General features: G+C 74.9%; 15 protein-coding genes. 6 read left to right on the top strand and 9 right to left on the bottom strand.

The window, feature by feature from the left end; translation table 11 throughout:
• Positions 1-243: 243 nt before the first annotated feature.
• From rpmA to GD632_RS08505, 8 genes are all read right to left on the bottom strand, one after another.
• Complete coding sequence (rpmA, locus tag GD632_RS08540; protein ID WP_110850581.1) at positions 244-501, bottom strand: 50S ribosomal protein L27; 258 nt, start codon at positions 499-501, stop codon at positions 244-246.
• A 59-nt stretch (positions 502-560) separates the two neighbouring features.
• Positions 561-881 (bottom strand): 50S ribosomal protein L21, encoded by a 321-nt coding sequence (gene rplU / locus GD632_RS08535; protein WP_152190938.1) that lies wholly within the window; start codon positions 879-881, stop codon positions 561-563.
• A 245-nt stretch (positions 882-1126) separates the two neighbouring features.
• Positions 1127-2125, bottom strand: coding sequence for an iron-siderophore ABC transporter substrate-binding protein (locus tag GD632_RS08530; protein WP_152190936.1), 999 nt, complete (start codon positions 2123-2125; stop codon positions 1127-1129).
• 46 nt (positions 2126-2171) lie between these two features.
• On the bottom strand, positions 2172-3002 hold the full coding sequence (locus GD632_RS08525; RefSeq protein WP_152190933.1) for an ABC transporter ATP-binding protein: 831 nt from the start codon (positions 3000-3002) through the stop codon (positions 2172-2174).
• Entirely contained in the window at positions 2999-4051 is a 1053-nt protein-coding gene (locus tag GD632_RS08520) for a FecCD family ABC transporter permease (protein ID WP_226924757.1), read from the bottom strand. Before GD632_RS08520 ends, GD632_RS08525 begins: the two co-directional genes overlap by 4 nt.
• Positions 4048-5103 carry a FecCD family ABC transporter permease gene (locus GD632_RS08515; RefSeq protein ID WP_152190931.1) on the bottom strand — a complete coding sequence of 352 codons (1056 nt, stop codon included), beginning with the start codon at positions 5101-5103 and terminating at the stop codon, positions 4048-4050. Before GD632_RS08515 ends, GD632_RS08520 begins: the two co-directional genes overlap by 4 nt.
• A 19-nt stretch (positions 5104-5122) precedes the next feature.
• Positions 5123-6136, bottom strand: coding sequence for a siderophore-interacting protein (locus GD632_RS08510; protein WP_152190929.1), 1014 nt, complete (start codon positions 6134-6136; stop codon positions 5123-5125).
• A gap of 70 nt (positions 6137-6206) precedes the next feature.
• Entirely contained in the window at positions 6207-6866 is a 660-nt protein-coding gene (locus tag GD632_RS08505) for a 4a-hydroxytetrahydrobiopterin dehydratase (RefSeq protein WP_152190927.1), read from the bottom strand.
• Between the two features lie 72 nt (positions 6867-6938).
• Here GD632_RS08505 and GD632_RS08500 point away from each other — a divergent pair, with 72 nt between their 5' ends.
• Positions 6939-7394 (top strand): hypothetical protein, encoded by a 456-nt coding sequence (locus GD632_RS08500; RefSeq protein WP_152190925.1) that lies wholly within the window; start codon positions 6939-6941, stop codon positions 7392-7394.
• 30 nt (positions 7395-7424) lie between these two features.
• Here GD632_RS08500 and GD632_RS08490 read toward each other — a convergent pair whose 3' ends face one another.
• Entirely contained in the window at positions 7425-11369 is a 3945-nt protein-coding gene (locus tag GD632_RS08490; protein WP_226924756.1) for an Rne/Rng family ribonuclease, read from the bottom strand.
• 444 nt (positions 11370-11813) lie between these two features.
• Between GD632_RS08490 and GD632_RS08485 the strand changes: the two genes are divergently transcribed.
• Genes GD632_RS08485 through GD632_RS08465 form a run of 5 tightly spaced genes read left to right on the top strand, consistent with a single transcriptional unit; the run spans position 11814 to position 19627 of the window.
• Complete coding sequence (locus tag GD632_RS08485) at positions 11814-13310, top strand: cytochrome ubiquinol oxidase subunit I (RefSeq protein WP_152190923.1); 1497 nt, start codon at positions 11814-11816, stop codon at positions 13308-13310.
• A 13-nt stretch (positions 13311-13323) separates the two neighbouring features.
• On the top strand, positions 13324-14400 hold the full coding sequence (cydB, locus tag GD632_RS08480) for a cytochrome d ubiquinol oxidase subunit II (RefSeq protein WP_152190921.1): 1077 nt from the start codon (positions 13324-13326) through the stop codon (positions 14398-14400).
• Positions 14401-16101 (top strand): thiol reductant ABC exporter subunit CydD, encoded by a 1701-nt coding sequence (cydD, locus tag GD632_RS08475; RefSeq protein ID WP_152190918.1) that lies wholly within the window; start codon positions 14401-14403, stop codon positions 16099-16101.
• Entirely contained in the window at positions 16098-17918 is a 1821-nt protein-coding gene (gene cydC, locus GD632_RS08470) for a thiol reductant ABC exporter subunit CydC (protein ID WP_152190916.1), read from the top strand. Before cydD ends, cydC begins: the two co-directional genes overlap by 4 nt.
• Complete coding sequence (locus GD632_RS08465) at positions 17915-19627, top strand: GAF domain-containing sensor histidine kinase (RefSeq protein WP_226924755.1); 1713 nt, start codon at positions 17915-17917, stop codon at positions 19625-19627. Before cydC ends, GD632_RS08465 begins: the two co-directional genes overlap by 4 nt.
• Positions 19628-19680 lie beyond the last annotated feature (53 nt).

Raw genomic sequence — 19680 nt, 5'->3', positions numbered from 1 at the left:
CCCGCCTTCCAGCGCTACCTCGCGCAGGAGATCGACACCGCCGGCCTCGGCACGCAGCTCGAGGAGGTCTGGACCGAGATCACCGGCTGACCCGGCGCGGGGGGGGGCGGGCCCCCCGCCCCCCCCCCGCCCCCCCCCGCCCCCCCCGCCCCCCCCCCCCCCCCCCGCCCCGCCCCCCCCCCCCCCCGGGGGGGCGCCCCCCCCGCCCCCCCCCCCCCCGCCGGAAGCGTGAAGCGCTGTCGATCAGGCCTCGGCCGCGACGATGTTGACCGTCTTGCGGCCACGGCGCGTGCCGAACTCGACGGCACCGGCAGCGAGGGCGAACAGGGTGTCGTCCTTGCCACGGCCGACGTTGTCGCCCGGGTGGAACTTGGTGCCGCGCTGGCGGACGATGATCTCGCCGGCGTTGACGACCTGGCCACCGAAGCGCTTGACGCCGAGGCGCTGCGCGTTGGAGTCGCGGCCGTTCCGGGAGGAGCTGCCGGCCTTCTTGTGTGCCATCTCTGGGCCTGCTTTCGTGTGGTGCGAACGAGGGGCACGGCCCGCGAGGGCCGCAAGGATCAGTTGATGCCGGTGACCTTGACGCGGGTCAGCTCCTGGCGGTGGCCCTGGCGCTTGCGGTAGCCGGTCTTGTTCTTGAACTTCATGATCGTGATCTTCTTGCCGCGCTCCGCGCGCACGATCTCTGCGGTGACGGCGACCTTCGCGAGGTCGTCCGTCCCGGTGGTCACCTTGTCGCCGTCCACGAGCATGAGCGGGGTGAGGTTGACGGTGTCCCCAACCTTGCCGTCAACCCTGTTCATGACGACGACGTCGCCGACGGACACCTTCTCCTGTCGGCCGCCGGCCTTGACGATCGCGTACACCACGTTGCTGCTCATCTCTGTCGTTACGGGGCCCGGCACTCGCCGGCGAACCGGCGCGCGCGGGGCGCACAAGGGAGGGCGCGTCCGGGACGCACCGACGTTCAAGAGTACGCCGCGCGCCCCCGCCGAGCAAATGGCCCAGCGGCGCCACCCCCGCGAAAACGGTGTGGTTTCGCGCACACCACGCCCTGCTCGCCGGACCATGCTACGCCCGCGGACAGCCGTGTCGCGGCCCGGGCAGGGCCCGGGCCGCGCTGGGGTCAGCCGACCTGGCCGACGGCGGCGCTGATCGCCTCGACGTAGTCCTCCAGGCCCCAGTCGATGGACAGCGCGGTGGGCGGGGACATCGCCGCGATGAGCTGGTCACCGGTGATGTTCGCGATGGCACCGTCCTGCACGGCAGGGATCGCCTGGGCGTAGGACTGGGACAGGAAGGTCTCGACCTCCTCCTCGGTGCTCGCGTAGTTGACGATGACGTCGGCCTCGAGCTGGTCGGTCTGCTCGTAGGACAGCGAGTAGACGAAGCTCTCCCCGCCGGAGTCGAGCTCCTCGACGGACGGCGCGCTCTCCAGCCCGAGGTCGAGGAGGAAGTCGACGCGCGAGTCGGCCGGCTTGTAGACGTAGAACGTGCCGCCGACGTCCCAGATCGCGGCGACGGTGACACCGCTGAGCTCGGGGTGGGCGTCGGCCGTCTCCTCGAGGGTGGCGTCGAGCTCGGTGACGAGCTCCTCGGCCTCCTGCGTCATGCCCAGGGACTCCCCGACGATCGAGACGACGTCGCGCCACGGCGTGGTCCACGGCTCCTCGGGGTAGACGACCGTCGGCGCGATCTCGCCGAGGATCTCGTACTGCTCCTCGGTGATGCCCGAGTAGGGGGCGAGGATGAGGTCGGGGTCGAGCGCGTCGATGTCCTCGTAGGCCGGCTCCTCGACGGTGGCGGGAAGGATCGTCGGCTCGGCCCCGACCTCGCCGAGGGCCTCGTTGACCCAGGGCAGCAGCCCGTTCTCGTCGACGGCGTAGGTCTGGGCCTCGATCCCGACGGGGACCACCCCGAGCGCGAGGGCGGCCTCGGTGGAGCCCCAGCCGAGAGTGACGACGTCGGTCGCGTCGGCCGAGATCTCCGTGGTGCCGAAGGCGTGCTCGATGGTGACGGCCTGCTCGTCGGTGGTGTCGTCGGCGGGCTCCTGCGAGCTGTCGCACGCGGACAGGGCGAGGGCCACGGTGGCGGTGAGCGCCACCGGGATGAAGCGTCGGGACACTGAGGTCTCCTTGTTCAGGGGTGTGGGCGGGGGTCGGGGCGGGTGGTCAGGGCAGGCCGAGCCCGGCGGCCGGTCGCCTGACGGCTCCGGAGCGGCCGATGGGCACGACCATGGGGGAACCGGTCACCGGGTCGGGGACGACGCGCGCCTGGAGGGCGAACGCGTCGGCCACGAGCTCGGCGGTGAGGACCTCGTCGGGCCGTCCGAGGGCGGTGATCTCTCCCTCGCACATGACGACGAGGTGGTCGGCGTACCGCGCGGCGAGGTTGAGGTCGTGAAGGACCATGGCCACGGTCGTGCCGCGCTGGCGGTTGAGGTCGGCGAGCAGGTCGAGGACCTCGAGCTGGTGGGTGACGTCGAGGAAGGTCGTCGGCTCGTCGAGCAGGAGGATGTCGGGGTCCTGGGCCAGGGCCATCGCGATCCACACCCGCTGGCGCTGGCCTCCGGACAGCTCGTCGACCCGCCGGGAGGCGAGCTCGAGCGTTCCGGTGGCCTCGAGTGCCGCGGCGACGACGCCGTCGTCCGCCGCGTCCCACTGGCGGAACCAGCCCTGGTGGGGGTGGCGTCCGCGGCCGACGAGGTCGGCGACGATGATGCCCTCCGGCGCGGTCGGGCTCTGCGGGAGGATCCCGATCGTCCGCGCGACGTCGCGGGAGGGCAGGGCGTGGAGGGGGCGGCCGTCGAGGAGCACGCTCCCGCCGACCGGTCGCAGCAGCCGTGCCAGGCCGCGGAGGAGGGTCGACTTGCCGCAGCCGTTGGGGCCGACGACGGCGGTGACGGCGCCGGGCGGCAGCGCGAGATCGAGCCCGGTGATGACCTCGCGGCCGTCGTAGGCGAGGCACAGCCCGGCGGCGCGCAGCTCGTGGGCGGCGGTCACGGGGTGCCTGCCTGGCGGTCGGCGGTGGCGAGCAGCCACAGCAGGTACGCGGCCCCGACGGCGCCGGTGACGATTCCCACGGGGACCTCCAGGGAGGGGATGAGGTGCTGGGCGACGATCTCGGCGGTGAGGACGACGACGGCGCCGACGAGGGCGGCCTGGCCGAGCACCGTCCCGCCCGTCGGCAGGAGCCGCCGCGCGACGGGCGCGGAGACGAAGGCGACGAACGCGACCGGGCCGGCGAAAGCGGTCGCCGAGGCGGTGAGGGCGACGGCGACGGCCAGGGCGAGCAGCCGGGTGCGCTCCACCCGCACGCCCAGGCCGCCGGCGGCCTCGTCGCCGAGCCCGAGTGCACGCAGCTGGCGGGCGACCGCGACGACGAGCGGGGCGAGCGCCACGACGACGACGGCGAGCACCGTGACGTCGCTCCACCGGGGGGTACCGATGCTGCCCACCATCCACACGAGCGCGGACCGGACGTCGTTGACCTCACCGCGGGTGAGGAGGTAGCCGATCGCGCCGTTGACGACGAAGGCCGCGGCGACCCCGATGAGCACGAAGCGGAAGCCGGTGACGCCGTCACGCCAGGCGAGCAGGTAGATCGCGGCAGCCACGGCGGTGGCCCCGACGAAGGCGGCCACGCCGACGACGGCACCGCTGAGCCCGAGGGCGAGGATCGCGTACGCCGCGGCGAGGCTCGCCCCGCCGCTGACGCCGAGGATGTCGGGGCTGGCGAGCGGGTTGCCGAGGACCGACTGGAAGATCCCACCGGCGATCCCGAGCGCGACGCCGACGAGCACGCCGAGCACGACGCGGGGCAGGCGCAGTCGCCCGATGGTGAACTGGCCGCCCCCCTCTCCCCCACCGAACAGGCCGGCGAGGTAGTCCTGCGTCTCGGCGGTGTGCCCGCCCCACACGAGGCTGAGCCAGGCGAGCCCGAGCACCGCGGTGGCGAGGAGGAGCGTGACGGTGAGGGTGCGCCGTCGTCGGGCGTGGCGGACGGTGCGCAGGACCTCGTGCGCGGGTACGGGGGCGAGGGTGGTCGTCACAGTCCGGCCTGCCGGGAGCGACGGACGATGGCGATCATGACGGGCGCGCCGACGAGGGCGACGACGAGGCCGACCTCGAGCTCCCCGGGCGGGGCGACCAGGCGACCGATGACGTCGGCGACGAGGAGGAGCGCGGGCCCGACGACGACGGCGAAGGCGAGGATCCAGCGGTAGTCCGGGCCGGTGAGGGGGCGGACGATGTGCGGCACGACGAGCCCGATGAAGACGACGGGCCCGGCGAGGGCGGTCGCCGCGCCGGCGAGGAGCACGGCGGCGAGCACGGCGAACAGCCGGGAGCGGCGGATGTTCAAACCGAGACCGCGGGCAAGGTCCTCGCCCATGGACAGGAGGTTGAGCGCCCGGCCGGACAGCAGGGCCAGGGTGGCGCCGGCCGCGAGGAACGGCAGGAGGGTGAGGACGACGTCGGCCCCGGTCCCGCTCCCCCGACCGGCCAGCGAGCCCACGGCCCAGAACCGGTAGGTGTTGGTCGCCGACGTGCTCCCGAGGAGCAGCAGGGTGAGCACCGAGGTGATGCCCGCGGTGAGCGCGGTGCCGACGAGTGCGAGCTTCACCGGCGTGGTGCCGGAGCGGCCCGTCGACCCGATGCCGTAGACGACGACCATCGCGGCCGCGGCGCCCGCGAAGGCGAACCACACGTAGCCCGAGGGGCTGGTGATCCCCAGGCCGGTGATCGCCAGGACGACGGCGAGGGAGGCGCCTGCGTTGATGCCGAGGAGGCCGGGGTCGGCGAGCGGGTTGCGCGTGACCCCCTGCATGACGGTGCCGGCCAGTCCCAACGCGGCACCGACGAGGAGCCCGGTGACGGTGCGCGGCAGGCGCTGGTCGAGGACGACGTTGTGGTCGTTGTCGCTCGGCACCCGGTTCGTCAGCGCCTCCACGACGGTGCCGAGGGGGATGTCCCGGGCGCCGAGGGCCAGGCTGGCGGCGAGGACGACGAGGAGCACGACGGTCGCTGCGGCGAGCGCGAGCAGCCGGCGCCGGGTGAGGTCCGGTTGTCGTCGCGCGGGCCTCGTGGTGAGGGTCTGGGTCATCGACGGGTGGTGCGGCCGGTCACTGGGCCTCGGCGCGGCCCTGGCGCCAGTACCCCATGAACGCGACGCGGCGCCGGCAGACCCCGGCCTCGCTCACGAGCAGGCGGCGCAGTGTCTTGATGACGGCGGCCTCACCGGCGAACCAGGCGTAGAAGTCCGACCCGCAGCGCTCACCCCGGCCACAGCTGTCGATCGGCTGGATCTGCAGGACCGGGGAGTCCCAGAGCAGCTGGGTGTCGACGTCGACGTCCTCCACCGCCTGGCGGACGACGGCGCGGGCGTCGTCGACGACGGCGGCATGGCCGGCGACCCAGGTGCGGACCGCCGGGAGGAGCTGCTCCCCGTGGGCGTGGTCGCCGCGGACGAGCCAGGTGAGCTCCGCGCCGGGCGGGAGGGCGATGTCGAGGACGTCCCCGGGCGCGGGGACCTCGACGAACGCGGTGGCCCGCCGGCCGGGCGGCAGGCTCTCGAGGATGGAGCAGATCGCCGGGGCGGCGGTCTCGTCACCGGCGAGAAGGAGCTCGGTGGCGGTCCCGGGAGCCCAGTCGGCGCCGAGAGCGTGGTCGCGGGAGCGGGTGTCAGGACCGACGAGGACGAGATGGTCCCCCGCCTGGGCGCGGGTGAGCCAGCGCGAGGCGGGGCCGACGTCGCCGTGAAGGACCATGTCGATGTCGACCTCGCGGTCGGCGGGCCGCACGGCGCGCACCGTGTAGGTGCGGAAGGGGCTGCGCCGGTCCTCCGGCGTCTGGCGCCAGCGCTCGTACCAGGTGCCGGCGAGAATGGTCTCCTCGTCCTCCTGGCCGACGTCGGTGAGGTGGCCGTCCGCGAGCGGCAGCAGGAGCTTGACCCGCTGGTCGTGCCCGTGCGTGCCGAACCACCGCAGGTCCGGGCCGGTGAGGGTGACGCGGCGGAAGCTCGGGCCGAGGGCCCGGACACCGGAGACCTCGACGGCAAAGGGCCGGTACGCGGGACGCTCGTCACGGGGGACGTCGTGCGCGGCGACCGTGGTCGCGCCCTGTGGTGAGGTAAGCATTACCTAAGTAGAACACCTCGACGCCGACCGACGCCAGACCCGACGCCGTCCGGCCACGCGGGGAGGGGGCTCAGTGCCCCTCGCGCCAGGTACACACGCGGACCTCGACCCCCTCGGGATCCGCGAGCACCCAGCGTGTCGGCGCCTCGGCGTCGGACACGAGCCGCCCACCGGCGTCCACCGCCGCCTGCACGCGTGACTCGGCGATGTCGTGCGGGACGTGGACGTCGAGGTCGAGCTCCCCGCGTGGCGCCTCGCCGGTGGCGCGCCGGAACCACACGTGCGGGAGACGCCCGTGAGGGTCGGACAGCTCGCCGTCGTCCTCCTCGTACCCGAGGACCGCCGCCCAGAAGGCGCGGACACGCTCGGGGCTGGCCACGGTGATGCCGATCTCGAGGTCGTTGACGCGACGCGGGTCGAGCGGGACGCCGAGCTCCTCGGCGATCTCCACGATCCGCTCCGCGAGCACGATGTCCGCCTCTGTCAGGGTCCCCCGCGAGTGCGTCGTGACCGAGACGTGCAGCGCCCCGTACCGCAGGTCGAGGTCCGGGTGATGGTCCATCTCCTCGGCGACAGCGACGATCCGGCTGACGATCCTGGCACCGACGGGCATCGACCCCGTGCGCAAGGTGGTGCGCAGGAAGTGCCGCACCACCCTCCAGCCGCTGAGTGTCATTCGCGCGGAAGCGTCCTCCGCGCTCACTGGTCTTTCCTCTAGCACGCTCCCCATCTGCGTACTTTCGCATCGGCCGGAGCACGTGACAAACCGGGGCATGTCGGTGGGTGGTGGGAGGCTGCGCCCATGGACGACGACGCACGGGTACCGCTGTCGGGGGCGCAGCTCCTCGCGTCCTTCTTCGCGTCCGCGCCCAGCGCCTCGCACCCGGCCGTGCGGGGGCGGGTGCCGCGCGTGCGCGCCCACCTGCTCACCTACCTCGACACCGAGGCGGAGGCCTGGCTGACGCCGGACGAGCTCGTGCTCGTCGGCGCCGAGCGCCAGCTCGAGCCGCAGGACGCCGTCGTGCGGGTGACGGGGGTGGAGGTGGTCGTCGCGGCGCTGCCGGGCTTCTGTCACCCGGCGTGGCTGCTGCCCGCCGCGCTCGACGCCCGCGCGCAGCTGCGTCTCGTGGCCGGGCTGCGGCAGTGGGCCGCCGAGCACGGGGGGCTGTCGGCGCAGGCGGCGATGCACCTGCTCCCCCGGGTCGACGAGGCGGTGCGCCGTGCGCAGGCGTCCCTCAACGGCTCACCCGCCCCGTGACAGGCACGGGGCGGGTGAGGACCGAGAGGCTCAGGCGGTGACCGGACCGCCGGAGGTCACCCGGCGGGAGCGGCGCTTGCGCGTCCCGGACTGCTCGGGCGCTGCCTCGGCCGCGGCAGGTGCCGGGGCGGTGTCCGTGGCGGGGCCAGCGTCCGTGGCCGGTGCCGCGTCCCGTGCGGGGGCGGCGTCCGTCGCCGGAGCCGCACCCGTGGGAGACGCAGCGGCCGCGGCGGGCGCCGTCCGGCGTCGTCCACCGCGGGAGCGCGGTGCCTTGGCCGGCGCCTCGGACTGGCTCGGCGCAGGATCGGTCACGGGCTCGGCCGGTGCGACCCCCTGGGAGCTGTCGGGACCCGCCGGGGCGGCGTCCTCGCGTCCGCCGGGCAGCGCGGCGGCGAGGGCCTCGAGGGACGCGCGCACCTCCTCCGCGGACCGGGGCGCGTCGGCCTCGGGCTCGGAGGACCGGGCCGCGGGCAGCGTCACCGAGCTCGGCTCGGCGGCACGCTCGCGCCGCGGCGCCTTGTCCCGTGCGGGGGCCTTCTCCCGTGCGGGGGCCTTCTCCCGTGCGGGGGTCTTCTCCCGTGCGGGGGCCTTCTCGGCAGGTGCCTGCTCCTGGACGGGCGCGGTATCGACGTCGGCCGCCGTCCCGTCCTCGTCCTCGGCGTGGGCGTGGGCGGCCGCGGCGGCGATGGTCGCCAGGGTGGCCTTGACGGCCTCCCGGGCGGCCACGGCCTCGGGGTCGTCCGAGACGGGCGCGGGGGCCGGCGCCGGGGCAGCCACCTCGGCGGGACGGCCACCGGCGGGGGCACCGCCACGCTTCTTGCCACGGCGGTTGCCGTTGTCGCCGCCGGCGGCCGGGGCGCCCTTCTCCACGGGGTGGTCGTGCACGATGAAGCCACGTCCGGCGCAGTGCTCGCACGGCTCGCTGAAGGCCTCGACCAGCCCCTGGCCGACCCGCTTGCGGGTCATCTGGACGAGCCCGAGCGAGGTCACCTCCGCCACCTGGTGGCGGGTGCGGTCACGGCCCAGGCACTCCACGAGCCGGCGCAGCACGAGGTCCCGGTTCGACTCGAGCACCATGTCGATGAAGTCGACGACGATGATGCCGCCGATGTCCCGCAGCCGGAGCTGGCGGACGATCTCCTCGGCGGCCTCGAGGTTGTTCTTCGTCACCGTCTCCTCGAGCGTGCCGCCCGAGCCGGTGAACTTGCCGGTGTTGACGTCGACGACCGTCATCGCCTCGGTGCGGTCGATGACGAGCGAGCCGCCGGAGGGGAGGTAGACCTTGCGGTCCATGCCCTTGGCCAGCTGCTCGTCGATCCGGTGCTCGGCGAAGACGTCGCGCGAGTCGGTCCAGTGGTGCATCCGGTCGGCGAGGTCCGGGGACAGCTGGCGGACGTAGGTGGAGATCGTGTCCCACGCGCCGTCACCGGAGACGATGAGCGAGCGGAAGTCCTCGTTGAACACGTCGCGGACCACGCGCACGGCAAGCTCCGGCTCCCCCTTGAGGAGCACCGGCGCGGACTTCGTCGAGGCCGCGGCGGCCTCGATCTCCGCCCACTGCGCGGTGAGGCGCTCGACGTCGGCGCGCAGCTGCTCCTCGCTCGCTCCCTCGGCGGCGGTGCGCACGATGACGCCGGCGCCCTCGGGGACGATCTGCTTGAGGAGCTTCTTGAGGCGGGCGCGCTCGTTCTCCGGGAGCTTGCGGGAGATCCCCGTCATCGCACCCGAGGGCACGAGCACGAGGTAGCGGCCGGCGAGCGTGACCTGCGAGGTGAGTCGGGCGCCCTTGTGCCCGATCGGGTCCTTGGTGACCTGGACGAGGACGGGGTCACCGGAGGACAGCGCCGCCTCGATCCGACGGGGCTGGCCCTCCTTGCCCATCGCGTCCCAGTTGACCTCACCGGCGTAGAGGACGGCGTTGCGGCCCCTGCCGAGGTCGACGAAGGCGGCCTCCATGCTCGGCAGGACGTTCTGCACCCGGCCGAGGTAGACGTTGCCGACCATCGAGGTCTGGGTCTCGCGGGCGACGTAGTGCTCGACGAGCACGCCGTCCTCGAGGACGGCGATCTGCGTGCGACCGTCGCGCTCACGCACGACCATGTCGCGGTCCACGGCCTCGCGGCGGGCGAGGAACTCGGCCTCGGTGATCGTCGTGCGGCGGCGGCCGGCGTCGCGCCCGTCGCGGCGGCGCTGACGCTTGGCCTCCAGGCGCGTGGAGCCCTTGAGCGCGGTGATCTCGTCGCGGGCGGCGCGGCCCTCGCGGGACGTGGCCGAGCCGTCGTCACCACGGCTGCGGCGGCGCCGGCGGCGACGGCGGCTGGCGCCCTCACCGTCGTCGTCGGAGTCGCCCTGGTCGTCGGTGTCGTCCGGGTCGTCCTGCTCCGGCTCGCGCGTGTCGGTCACCGGGGAGTCGGCTGCCTCGGCGGCCGGCTCCTCGCTGCCCTCGGTGTCCTCGGAGTCGTCCGTGGACTCGTCGGCCGACTCGTCGCGACCGTTGCCCCGGTTGCGGCGGCCCCGGCCCCCGCGACGACGACGGCGGCGCGCGCCGCCCCCCTCGCCGCTCTCGGCGTCCCGGGACTCGGTCGGCTCGTCGGCGGTCGTGGCGGTCTCGCCGGTGGCCTCGACGGGCTCGTCGGCCGGCACGGGCGCGGCCTCGACGGCCTGCTCCTCGGGTGCGGACGCGGGCTCCTCGGCTGCGGACGCGGGCTCCTCGGCGGCGGCCGTGCGGCGGCGCGGGGCGCCCCCCTCGGCGCGGGAGCGACGGCGGGCGCGGCCGGGGTCCGGCGCCTGGAAGAGCAGGGCCGTCGCGGGCAGGCGGACGTCCTCCGCCTCCTCCTCGTCGATCTCCTCGGCGTCGGCGTCGCCGGCTGCCGGCTCCGCGGCGCTGAAGGACGCGAGGACGTCCAGCTTCTGCGCGGCGTCGCGTGCCGGGCGGCGCGAGCGCGACCGTGCGGGCGGGGTGTCCTGGGTCGCCTCGTCGGCGGCCGGCTGAGCCGCCTCCTCGGCGGGCTGCTCGTCCGCTGCGGCGGCCGGGCGGGCCGTGGAGCGGGAGCGGCGCGCGGGTGCCTTGGCCTCGCCCGACTCGGTGGGGACCGGCGCGCCGCTGGCGGCGCTCGCCCGGCGGCTGCGGCCCTTGGCGGGCTTCTCCGGTGCCGCGGAGGCGTCCGGCGCAGCGGTGGCCGCGTCGGACGTGGCGTCCGGCGCGGTGGTCGTGTCGGCGGCGGCGCTCGTGGCGTCCGGCGCGGCGGCGTCGGCCGTCGTGGCGGCCTTGGAGCGGGACGAGGTGCCGCGGGCCTTGCGGGGTGCCTTCGCGGGCGCGGCGGTGTCGGTGGACGCGGCGGTGTCGGTGCCGGCGGGCTCGGTGGCCGCATCCTGCGCGGCAGGCTCGCCTGCTGCCGGGTCGGCGGCGGCCTTGGGCTCGGCGGTCTTGGCGGTGCGGCGGCGCGGGGCGCGCTTGGCCGGGGCGGCGGGCTCGGCGGGCTCGGCCGCGGGAGTCTCGACCTGCGCGGCCGGCACCTGCTCGGCCTCGGCGGACGGAGCTGCCGAGTCGACAGCCTCGGCCTTGGCGGCGGCGGTGGTCTTGCGGGCGCGGGGGGCGCGCTTGGCGGGCGCGGGAGCAGACTCGCCCTCGGTGCCGGTCGTGGCGTCAGCAGCGGCGGGCGCCTTGCGTGCCCGGGGTGCGCGCTTGCGGGGGGCGGCCACGTCCGCGGCAGCGGCAGCGTCGGCCGCGGGCGTGTCCGTCGCGGGCGTGTCCGTCGCGGTCGCGTCGGCCGTGCCGGCTGTCGCGGCGGCGGTCTTGCGGGGCGCGCGCTTGCGCGGCGTCTTCGGTGCGTCGGCCTGCGGCTCGGTCGCCGTGGACTGCGCCTCGGCCGGCGCCTGCTCGGCGGCGGCAGGAGCCGTCGTGGCCCGGGTGACGCGGCGTCGCTTCGGCTGCTCGGACGGCTGTGCCTGTCCGGCGTCTGGTGTGTTCGTCATGAAGCTGTTCCCTCACCGCGGTCACCGTCCACACCACCGGCGCCGCGGCCTATTCGTCGTCACCGGCGGGGGCCGGCGACGGAAGTCATTGTTCACGCCCTCACCACGCCGGTTGACGCCGCTCGGAACGGCGACGGCTCCGCAGGCGCCGCTCGTCCGTCCCGGAGGACGTCCGGCGAGGCCTCCCGCCGCTTCAGCAAGCAGCGCACTCACCCGGATGGTGAGGCGGCGCGAAGTCGAGGCGAGTACCTACGTCGTCGTCGGGCCGCTGAACGGGGTGTGGACCTGTCCCTCGACCACGAGCAGTATCGCACAGGGCACCCGGAGCAGCGCGGAGGACACCCGGCACGACGGCGGGACCTTGGTCCCACGGGGACATTTCTCCTGATTCCTACGGTATCGACGTGCCCGTGTCCCGGGCGCGTTCACGACCGAGGAGACCGAGTGGAAGCGCTGGACCTGGCCCGCTGGCAGTTCGGGATCACAACCGTCTACCACTTCGTCCTCGTGCCGCTGACGATCGGGCTCTCCCCGCTCGTCGCGATCATGCACACCGCCTGGGTGCGCACCGGCAAGGCCCACTGGCACCGGCTGACGAAGTTCTTCGGCAAGGTCCTCCTCATCAACTTCGCGCTCGGCGTCGCGACCGGCATCGTCCAGGAGTTCCAGTTCGGGATGAACTGGTCGGAGTACTCCCGCTTCGTCGGGGACATCTTCGGCGCACCGCTCGCCATCGAGGCGCTGGCCGCCTTCTTCCTCGAGTCGACCTTCCTCGGCCTGTGGATCTTCGGCGAGGGCAAGCTGCCGAGGTGGCTGCACAACGCGTGCATCTGGGCCGTCGCCGTCGGCACCTCGCTGTCGGCCTACTGGATCCTCGCGGCCAACTCGTGGATGCAGCACCCCGTCGGGGCGGTCTACAACCCCGAGACCGGCCGCGCCGAGCTCGACGGCGTCGGCGGTTTCCTCGAGGTGATGACGAACAACACGCTCGTCGCCGCCTACGCCCACACGATCACCGCGTCCTTCCTCGTCGCGGGCACCTTCGTCGCCGGCATCTGCGGGTGGTGGATGGTCCGCGCCGCCCGCTCGGGCGACACCGAGCAGGCCCGTCAGGTGTGGCGCCCCGGCGCCTACGTCGGGCTCGTCGCCGTGCTCGTCGCCGGGCTCGGCGTCATCGCCAGCGGCGACCTCCAGGGCAAGCTCATGTACGAGCAGCAGCCCGGCAAGATGGCCGCCGCGGAGGCGGTCTGCCAGGGCGGGGAGGGCGTCGGCTTCTCCCTCCTGTCGATCGGCATCCCCGGCAGCAACGACTGCGAGGACATCAACCACGTCCTGGAGATCCCCTTCCTCACCTCCTTCCTCGGCACCGGCTCCTTCACCGGCCCGGACAGCTACCTCCCCGGAGTCGCCGACGTCCAGGCCCAGCAGATGGAGCTGTACGGGGACCTCGAGAGCGTCGACGCGGACACCGAGTTCTACCCCAACCTCTTCATCTCCTTCTGGAGCTTCCGGCTCATGATCGGCCTCGCCGCGGGATCCGCCGCCCTCGCCGTCGCCGGCTTCTGGCTGCTCCGCAAGGGCCGCATCACCGACTCGGTGTGGTTCTCCCGCCTGTGCCTCGTCGCGCTGCCCATGCCCTTCCTCGCCTCGAGCTTCGGGTGGATCTTCACCGAGATGGGCCGCCAGCCCTGGGTGGTCCACCCCAACCCGGCCAACCCGGTGGACCAGGTCATGCTGCTCACCACCGACGGCGTCTCCACCGTCGTCTCCCCCGTCACCGTCCTCACCTCCCTCGTCGTGTTCACGCTGCTGTACGCGGCCCTCGGGGTCGTGTGGTTCCGCCTCATCCGCCGCTACGTCCGCGAGGGCGTCGACCCGGTGAGGCCGCCCGTCCCCGACGGGGACGAGCAGCCCGAGCCCACCCTGTCCTTCGCCTACTGAGGAGCTCCCCGCCGTGGACCTGCCCGTGCTGTGGTTCGTGCTCATCGCCGTCCTGTGGACCGGCTACCTCGCCCTGGAGGGCTTCGACTTCGGCGTCGGGATGCTCCTGCGGACCTTCGCCCGTGACGAGAAGGAGCGCCGCGTCCTCCTGCGCACCATCGGCCCGGTCTGGGACGGCAACGAGGTGTGGCTGCTCACCGCCGGCGGCGCGACCTTCGCCGCCTTCCCCGAGTGGTACGCGACGATGTTCTCCGGCTTCTACCTGCCGCTCCTCCTCATCCTCGTCGCCCTCATCGTCCGGGTGTGCGCCCTGGAGTGGCGCGCGAAGATCAACGACCCGGTGTGGCGCGACCGCTGGGACCTCGCGCTGACCTTCGGCTCGTGGCTGCCCTCGGTCCTGTGGGGCGTGGCCTTCGCCAACCTCGTCCAGGGCATGGAGATCGAGCTCGTCGACGGCACCCACCAGCTCACCGGCGGCTTCCTCTCCCTCATCACCCCCTTCACGCTCCTCGGCGGGCTCCTCACCCTGGGCCTGTTCCTCACCCACGGCGCGATCTTCGTCGCGCTCAAGACGGCCGGACCCATCCACGTGCGCGCCGCGCGGCTGGCGCACCGCCTGTCGATCGGGTCGGGGCTCGTCGCCCTCGTCTGGGTGCTGTGGGCCCAGGCCCTGCACTCGACGACCGCCCTCACGCTCGTCCCCGCCGCCGTCGCCGCCGCCAGCCTCATCGGCGTCATCGCCGCCACCCGCCGCGGCCGCGAGGGCTGGGCCTTCGCCCTCCACACCGTCGGGATCGTCGGCGCCGTCGCCTTCATCTTCACGGCGATGTTCCCCGACGTCATGCCGTCCTCGATCGACCCGGCCTTCTCCCTGTCCATCGCCGAGGCCGCCGCCACCGGGCCCACGCTCACCGTGATGAGCATCGTCGCGCTCGTCTTCGTGCCGGTCGTCCTCGGCTACCAGGGCTGGACGTACTGGGTGTTCCGCAAGCGGGTGTGGGTGAGCGACATCGTCGGCGACGAGGGGCTGCACCCGACCGAGGAGCGCCGCGTCGGGACGGCCGCCGGGCCGGGCACGGGCCGGGACTAGGTGAGACCCCTCGACCCGCGGCTGCTGCGCCACGCGCGGGCAGCGCGTCGCTACATCGCCCTCACCACGGCCCTCGGGCTCGCCTCCGCCGGGCTCGTCGTCGCCCAGGCGCTCCTCGTCGCCGCGGCGGTCGCGCCGGTGGTCGACGGGGACGCGGGCTGGGCCCAGGTCGCTCCGCTCGTCGGGTGGTTCGCCGTCGTCGCGCTCGCGCGGGTGCTGGTCACGGTGGTCCAGGGGTCCGTCGCCCACCGCGCGGCGGCCGACGTCGTCGCCGAGCTGCGCGCGAGCGTGCTCGCCCGGGCGGTCGCGCTCGGCCCGCGCGGGCTGCGCGAGCCGAGCGAGGTCGTCACTCTCGTCACCCGCGGCCTGGACGACCTCGAGCCCTACTTCGTCCGCTACCTGCCGCAGCTGCTCCTCGCGGCGACGCTCACCCCGGCCACGCTCGTCGTCGTCGCGGGCCTGGACCTCGGCTCGGCGCTCATCGTCGCCGGGACGATCCCGCTCATCCCGGTGTTCATGTGGCTCATCGGTGTCCTCACCCAGCGCTTCGCGGCGGACCGGCTCCTCGCGATGCAGCGGCTGGGCGCCCAGCTCCTCGACCTCCTCGCGGGGCTCTCGACCCTCAAGGCGCTGGGCCGGGAGCGGGGCCCCGGCACGCGGGTGCGCGCCCTCGGTCGCGCCTACACGCGCACGACGATGAGCACGCTCCGGGTTGCCTTCCTCTCCGGGGCCGTCCTCGAGTTCCTCGCCTCGATCGCCGTCGCGCTCGTCGCGGTGACGGTGGGGATGCGCCTCGTCTACGGGGACCTCGACCTCGCGACCGGGCTGGCGGTCCTCATGCTCGCCCCCGAGGCGTACCGCCCGATCCGCGAGGTCGGCACGCAGTTCCACGCCTCCGCCGACGGCCTGGCCGCCGCCGAGCAGGCCTTCGCCGTCCTCGAGCGGCCCCTGCCGCCGACCGGCACCCGCCCCGCCCCCGCGTTCGGCGGGCTCGTGCTCGACGGCGTCGGGGTCGTGGCTCCTGGGCGCGACGTCGTCGCCCCCGCCGACCTGTCCGCACGTGTCCTGCCCGGGCGGGTCACCGCGCTCGTGGGGCCCTCGGGCGGCGGGAAGACGACGACGGCGATGCTCACCCTGGGGCTGCTGCGTCCCGACTCCGGCCGGGTGCTCCTCGTCCCGGCGACCGGTGGCGAACCGGTCGACCTGGCCGGGCTCGATCCGGCGTCCTGGCACGCGCAGCTCACCTGGGTGCCCCAGCGGCCCGTCCTCGTGCCGGGGACCGTCGCGGACGCCGTCGTCGGCGAGGCCGGCGAGGTGGGCCCGCGCGCCGAGGCCGCCGCCCGGGCGAGCGGGCTCGACGAGGTCCTCGCCGCCCTCCCGCAGGGCTGGGACACGCCCGTCGGCCAGGGCGGCGCCGGGCTGTCCCTCGGGCAGCGGCAGCGCGTGGCCCTCACCCGGGCCCTGCTCGACCCGGCGCCGCTCGTCGTGCTCGACGAGCCCTCGGCCCACCTCGACGCCGCCGCGGAGCAGCGCGTCCTCGACGTCGTCTCCGCGCTGCGCGACGCGGGCCGTGCCGTCCTCGTCATCGCCCACCGGCCGCGGCTCGTCGCGCTCGCCGACGACGTCGTCGAGGTGCGCAGCGCCCCTCGCGGCGGTGAGCCGGTGACCGCCGGCCCCCGCGGGAGCCGGGCCGCGCCGTGAGCCGTCTCCTGCCCCTGTCCCCCGCCGAGCGCCGCGCGCTGCGTCGCGCCGTCGACCTCCTCGACCTCGACCGGTGGCGCTTCCTCCTCGCCGTGCTCGCCGGCACCGCGGGGCTGGGCAGTGCGGTCGGGCTGTCCGCCACCGCTGCCTGGCTCATCGCCCGCGCCTCCCAGATGCCGCCGGTCCTCGAGCTCGGGGTCGCCTCCGTGGCCGTGCGGACCTTCGGGATCGCGCGCGGCCTCATGCGCTACGTCGAGCGGCTCGTGTCCCACGAGGTCGCGCTGCGCGGGATGGCGACGCTGCGCGAGCGCGTCTACACCGCCCTCGCGGACGCCCCCACCGACGTCGTGGCGGGGCTGCGCCGCGGTGATGTGCTCGCCCGCACCGGCGCGGACGTCGACGCCGTGGGGGACGTCGTCGTGCGGGCGCTGCTGCCGGCCGCCGTGGCCGCCGTCGTCGGCGTCGGGACGGTCACGCTCGTCGCGTGGCTCCACCTCGGCGTCGGCGCCGTGCTCGCCGCGTGCCTGCTCCTCGCCGGCCTCGGCGGGCCGCTGCTCACCGTGCGCGCCGCCCGTCTCGACGAGCTCGCCCAGGCACGCGCACGCACCGAGCTGACCGCCGGGGCGATGGCGATGGTGGAGGGGGCCGCCGAGCTCACGGTCTCCTGTGGGCTCCCCCGGGCTCGCGCCGCCCTCGCCGGCACCGAGCAGCGCCTGGCCCGCGCGAAGGACGCCGCCGCCCGGCCCGCGGCGCTGGCCGCCGGCGCCGACCACCTCGCCCTGGGGATCGCGGTCCTCGCGGCGCTCGTCCTCGGTGTGCACGCGACCGTGGCCGGGACGATGGAGGCGGTGGAGCTGGCGGTCGTCGTCCTCACCCCGCTCGCCGCCTTCGAGGGCACCGCGCTGCTCGGGCCGGCCGCCGTCCAGCTCGTCCGCTCCGCCGAGGCGGCCGTGCGGGTGACCGCGCTGCTCGACGGCGCCGGGAGCGCTCGTGACAGCGGCAGGGAGGCCCGGGAGGCGGCCCCCGGTGCCACGGGCGCACGCCCCGGTGCCGGGACCGCCCCGCGCGCCGGCGACCCGCCCGTGCTGCGGGCCCGGGACCTGGCCGTCGGCTGGCCGCGGACCGGGGTGGTGGCCCGCGGGCTGGACCTGGACCTGCGGCCGGGACGCAGCGTCGCCGTCGTCGGCCCCAGCGGGATCGGCAAGACCACCCTCCTGCTCACCCTCGCCGGACTGCTCCCGCCGCAGCACGGCGACGTCCTGCTCGGCACTGCCCCTGTCGCGGCGCTGGACCGGCGTGCCGTGAGCGGCGCCGTCGTCCTCACCGCCGAGGACGCGCACGTCTTCGGCACCACGGTGCTGGAGAACCTCCGGGTGGCGCGCGGCGACGTCACCCCCGCGGAGGCCGTCCAGCTCCTGGGCCGCGCGGGCCTCGGCGGGTGGCTCGCTGCCCTGCCCGACGGCGTCGACACCCTGCTCGACAGCGGCGCGACGTCCCTGTCCGGCGGCGAGCGCCGCCGGCTCCTCCTCGCCCGCGCCCTGGCGAGCCGGGCGCCGCTGCTGCTCCTCGACGAGCCGGGTGAGCACCTCGACCCGGACACCGCGGACCGTCTCGTCGGTGACCTGCTCGGCGCGCGCGACCCCGGCCGTGGCGTCCTCCTCGTCACCCACCGGCTCGCGCCTCTCTCGGCCGCGGACGAGGTCGTCGTGCTCGGTGCGTCGCGGGGACCGGCTACCGTGCTCGCGAGAGGAACTCACGAGCACCTCCTCCAGACGCTGCCCAGCTACCGGTGGGCCGTGCAGCAGGAGGCGCGGTGAGCACGTGCACGCAGGGAGCGAGGGTCGTCATGCCGGACCGGGAGGCACGCGCGAGACTGCTCGGTGCCGCCATCGGGCTCACCTCGAGCCTCGACCTCGACACCGTCCTCAAGGGGTTCGTCGACGGAGCGAGCACCCTGACCGGCGCGCGCTACGCGGCCCTCGCCGTCCTCGACAACCGCGGTGACACCGCCACGTTCGTCCAGCACGGCATCGACGAGGAGACCGAGCGCCGCCTCGGGCACCCGCCGCACGGCGGCGGGCTCTTCGCCCACATCCCGACCCACGGCCACCTCCTGCTCGACTCGATCACCACGCACCCCGCCTTCGGCGGCTGGCCCGCCGCGCACCCCCACATGGAGGGTTTCCTCGGTGTGCCGGTGCGGATCCGCGAGCAGGTCTTCGGGCGGCTCTACCTCGCGGACAAGCCCGGTGGCTTCACCGAGGACGACGCCCGCGCGATGGAGCAGCTCGCCTCCGCGGCGGCCGTCGCCGTCGTCAACGCCCAGCGCTACGCCGACGCCCGCGACCGCGAGCGCTGGGTGGCCGTGAGCCAGGAGATCACCACCCAGCTCCTGTCGGGCACCGAGGAGGAGGAGGCGCTCGAGCTCATCGCCGCCAAGGTGCGCGAGGTCGCCCGCGCCGACGCCGCCCTCATCGTGCTGCCCTCGGTGGGCGACACGTGGATGTGCGAGATCGCCGACGGCGAGGGCGCCCAGGACGTCGTCGGCGCGGTCTTCCCCCCGGAGGGTCGGGCGCGGACCGTCCTGGCCAACGGCGTCGGGATGATCGTCGACTCGATGTCGCGCGCGCGCTCGCTGCGGGTGCCCCAGCTCGTGCGCTACGGGCCCGCCCTGTACGCGCCGATGATGTCCCAGGGCGTGGGCCGCGGCGTGCTCATCCTCCTGCGGCTGCAGGGCGGGGCGGAGTTCACGCCCTCCGAGCTCGAGGTCGCGGAGGTCGTCGCCGCGCAGGCCGCCGTCGCGCTCGAGCTGGCGGCAGCCCGGCACGCCGAGGACGTGTCCTCGCTCCTCGAGGAGCGTCAGCGCATCTCCCGCGACCTCCACGACCTCGCCGTCCAGCAGCTCTTCGCCACCGGCATGCAGCTGGAGACCGTGCGGGTGGCCGCCGTCGGGAACCCGGGGACGGCGTGGATCGCCGAGCGCCTGGAGGACGCCCTCACGAGCGTCGACGAGAGCGTGCGCCAGATCCGGTCCATCGTCCACTCCCTGCGCGAGCCGGACGAGGCCGTCGGCCTGGTCGAGCGGCTGCGGCGCGAGACCTCCCTGGCCCGGACCGGGCTCGGCTTCGCGCCCTCCCTCCTCATCGCCGTCGACGGGCGGCTGGTGCGCGACGGCGACGACGACCTCGACCTCGCCGCCTCCCCCGCCGAGCTCCTCGACGCGCGCGTGGACGACGACATCGCCGACGACGTCGTCGCCGTCGTCCGGGAGGGACTGGCCAACGCCGCGCGCCACGCGCGCGCGTCCTCGGTGCAGGTGCGCGTCACCGTCCGGGGCTCCGGCGTCCACGGGCGGGTCGCCGTCGAGGTCGAGGACGACGGCGTGGGCGTGGACCGCGCGTCCACGCGCCGCTCGGGGCTGGACAACCTCGCCGTGCGCGCCCGGCGCCACGGCGGCACCTTCTCCCTGGGCCGCGCGGAGTCGGGCGAGGGCACGCTGCTGTCGTGGCAGGTGCCGCTCGCCTGACAACGGCCGTTCCCGTCGGTTATCTTGATGTCAAGATTCTTGATGTCGAGATA

The sequence above is a fragment of the Georgenia satyanarayanai genome (assembly GCF_009193135.1).
Classification (GTDB): Bacteria; Actinomycetota; Actinomycetes; order Actinomycetales; family Actinomycetaceae; genus Oceanitalea; species Oceanitalea satyanarayanai.
This window is presented reverse-complemented; position numbering and strand designations above follow the sequence as displayed.

Coding starts and splice junctions, on each gene's coding strand:
- rpmA (WP_110850581.1), bottom strand. CDS start 501: ATGGCACACAAGAAGGCCGGCAGCTCCTCCCGGAACGGCCGCGACTCC.
- rplU (WP_152190938.1), bottom strand. CDS start 881: ATGAGCAGCAACGTGGTGTACGCGATCGTCAAGGCCGGCGGCCGACAG.
- GD632_RS08515 (WP_152190931.1), bottom strand. CDS start 5,103: ATGACCCAGACCCTCACCACGAGGCCCGCGCGACGACAACCGGACCTC.
- GD632_RS08510 (WP_152190929.1), bottom strand. CDS start 6,136: ATGCTTACCTCACCACAGGGCGCGACCACGGTCGCCGCGCACGACGTC.
- GD632_RS08505 (WP_152190927.1), bottom strand. CDS start 6,866: ATGGGGAGCGTGCTAGAGGAAAGACCAGTGAGCGCGGAGGACGCTTCC.
- GD632_RS08500 (WP_152190925.1), top strand. CDS start 6,939: ATGGACGACGACGCACGGGTACCGCTGTCGGGGGCGCAGCTCCTCGCG.
- GD632_RS08490 (WP_226924756.1), bottom strand. CDS start 11,369: ATGACGAACACACCAGACGCCGGACAGGCACAGCCGTCCGAGCAGCCG.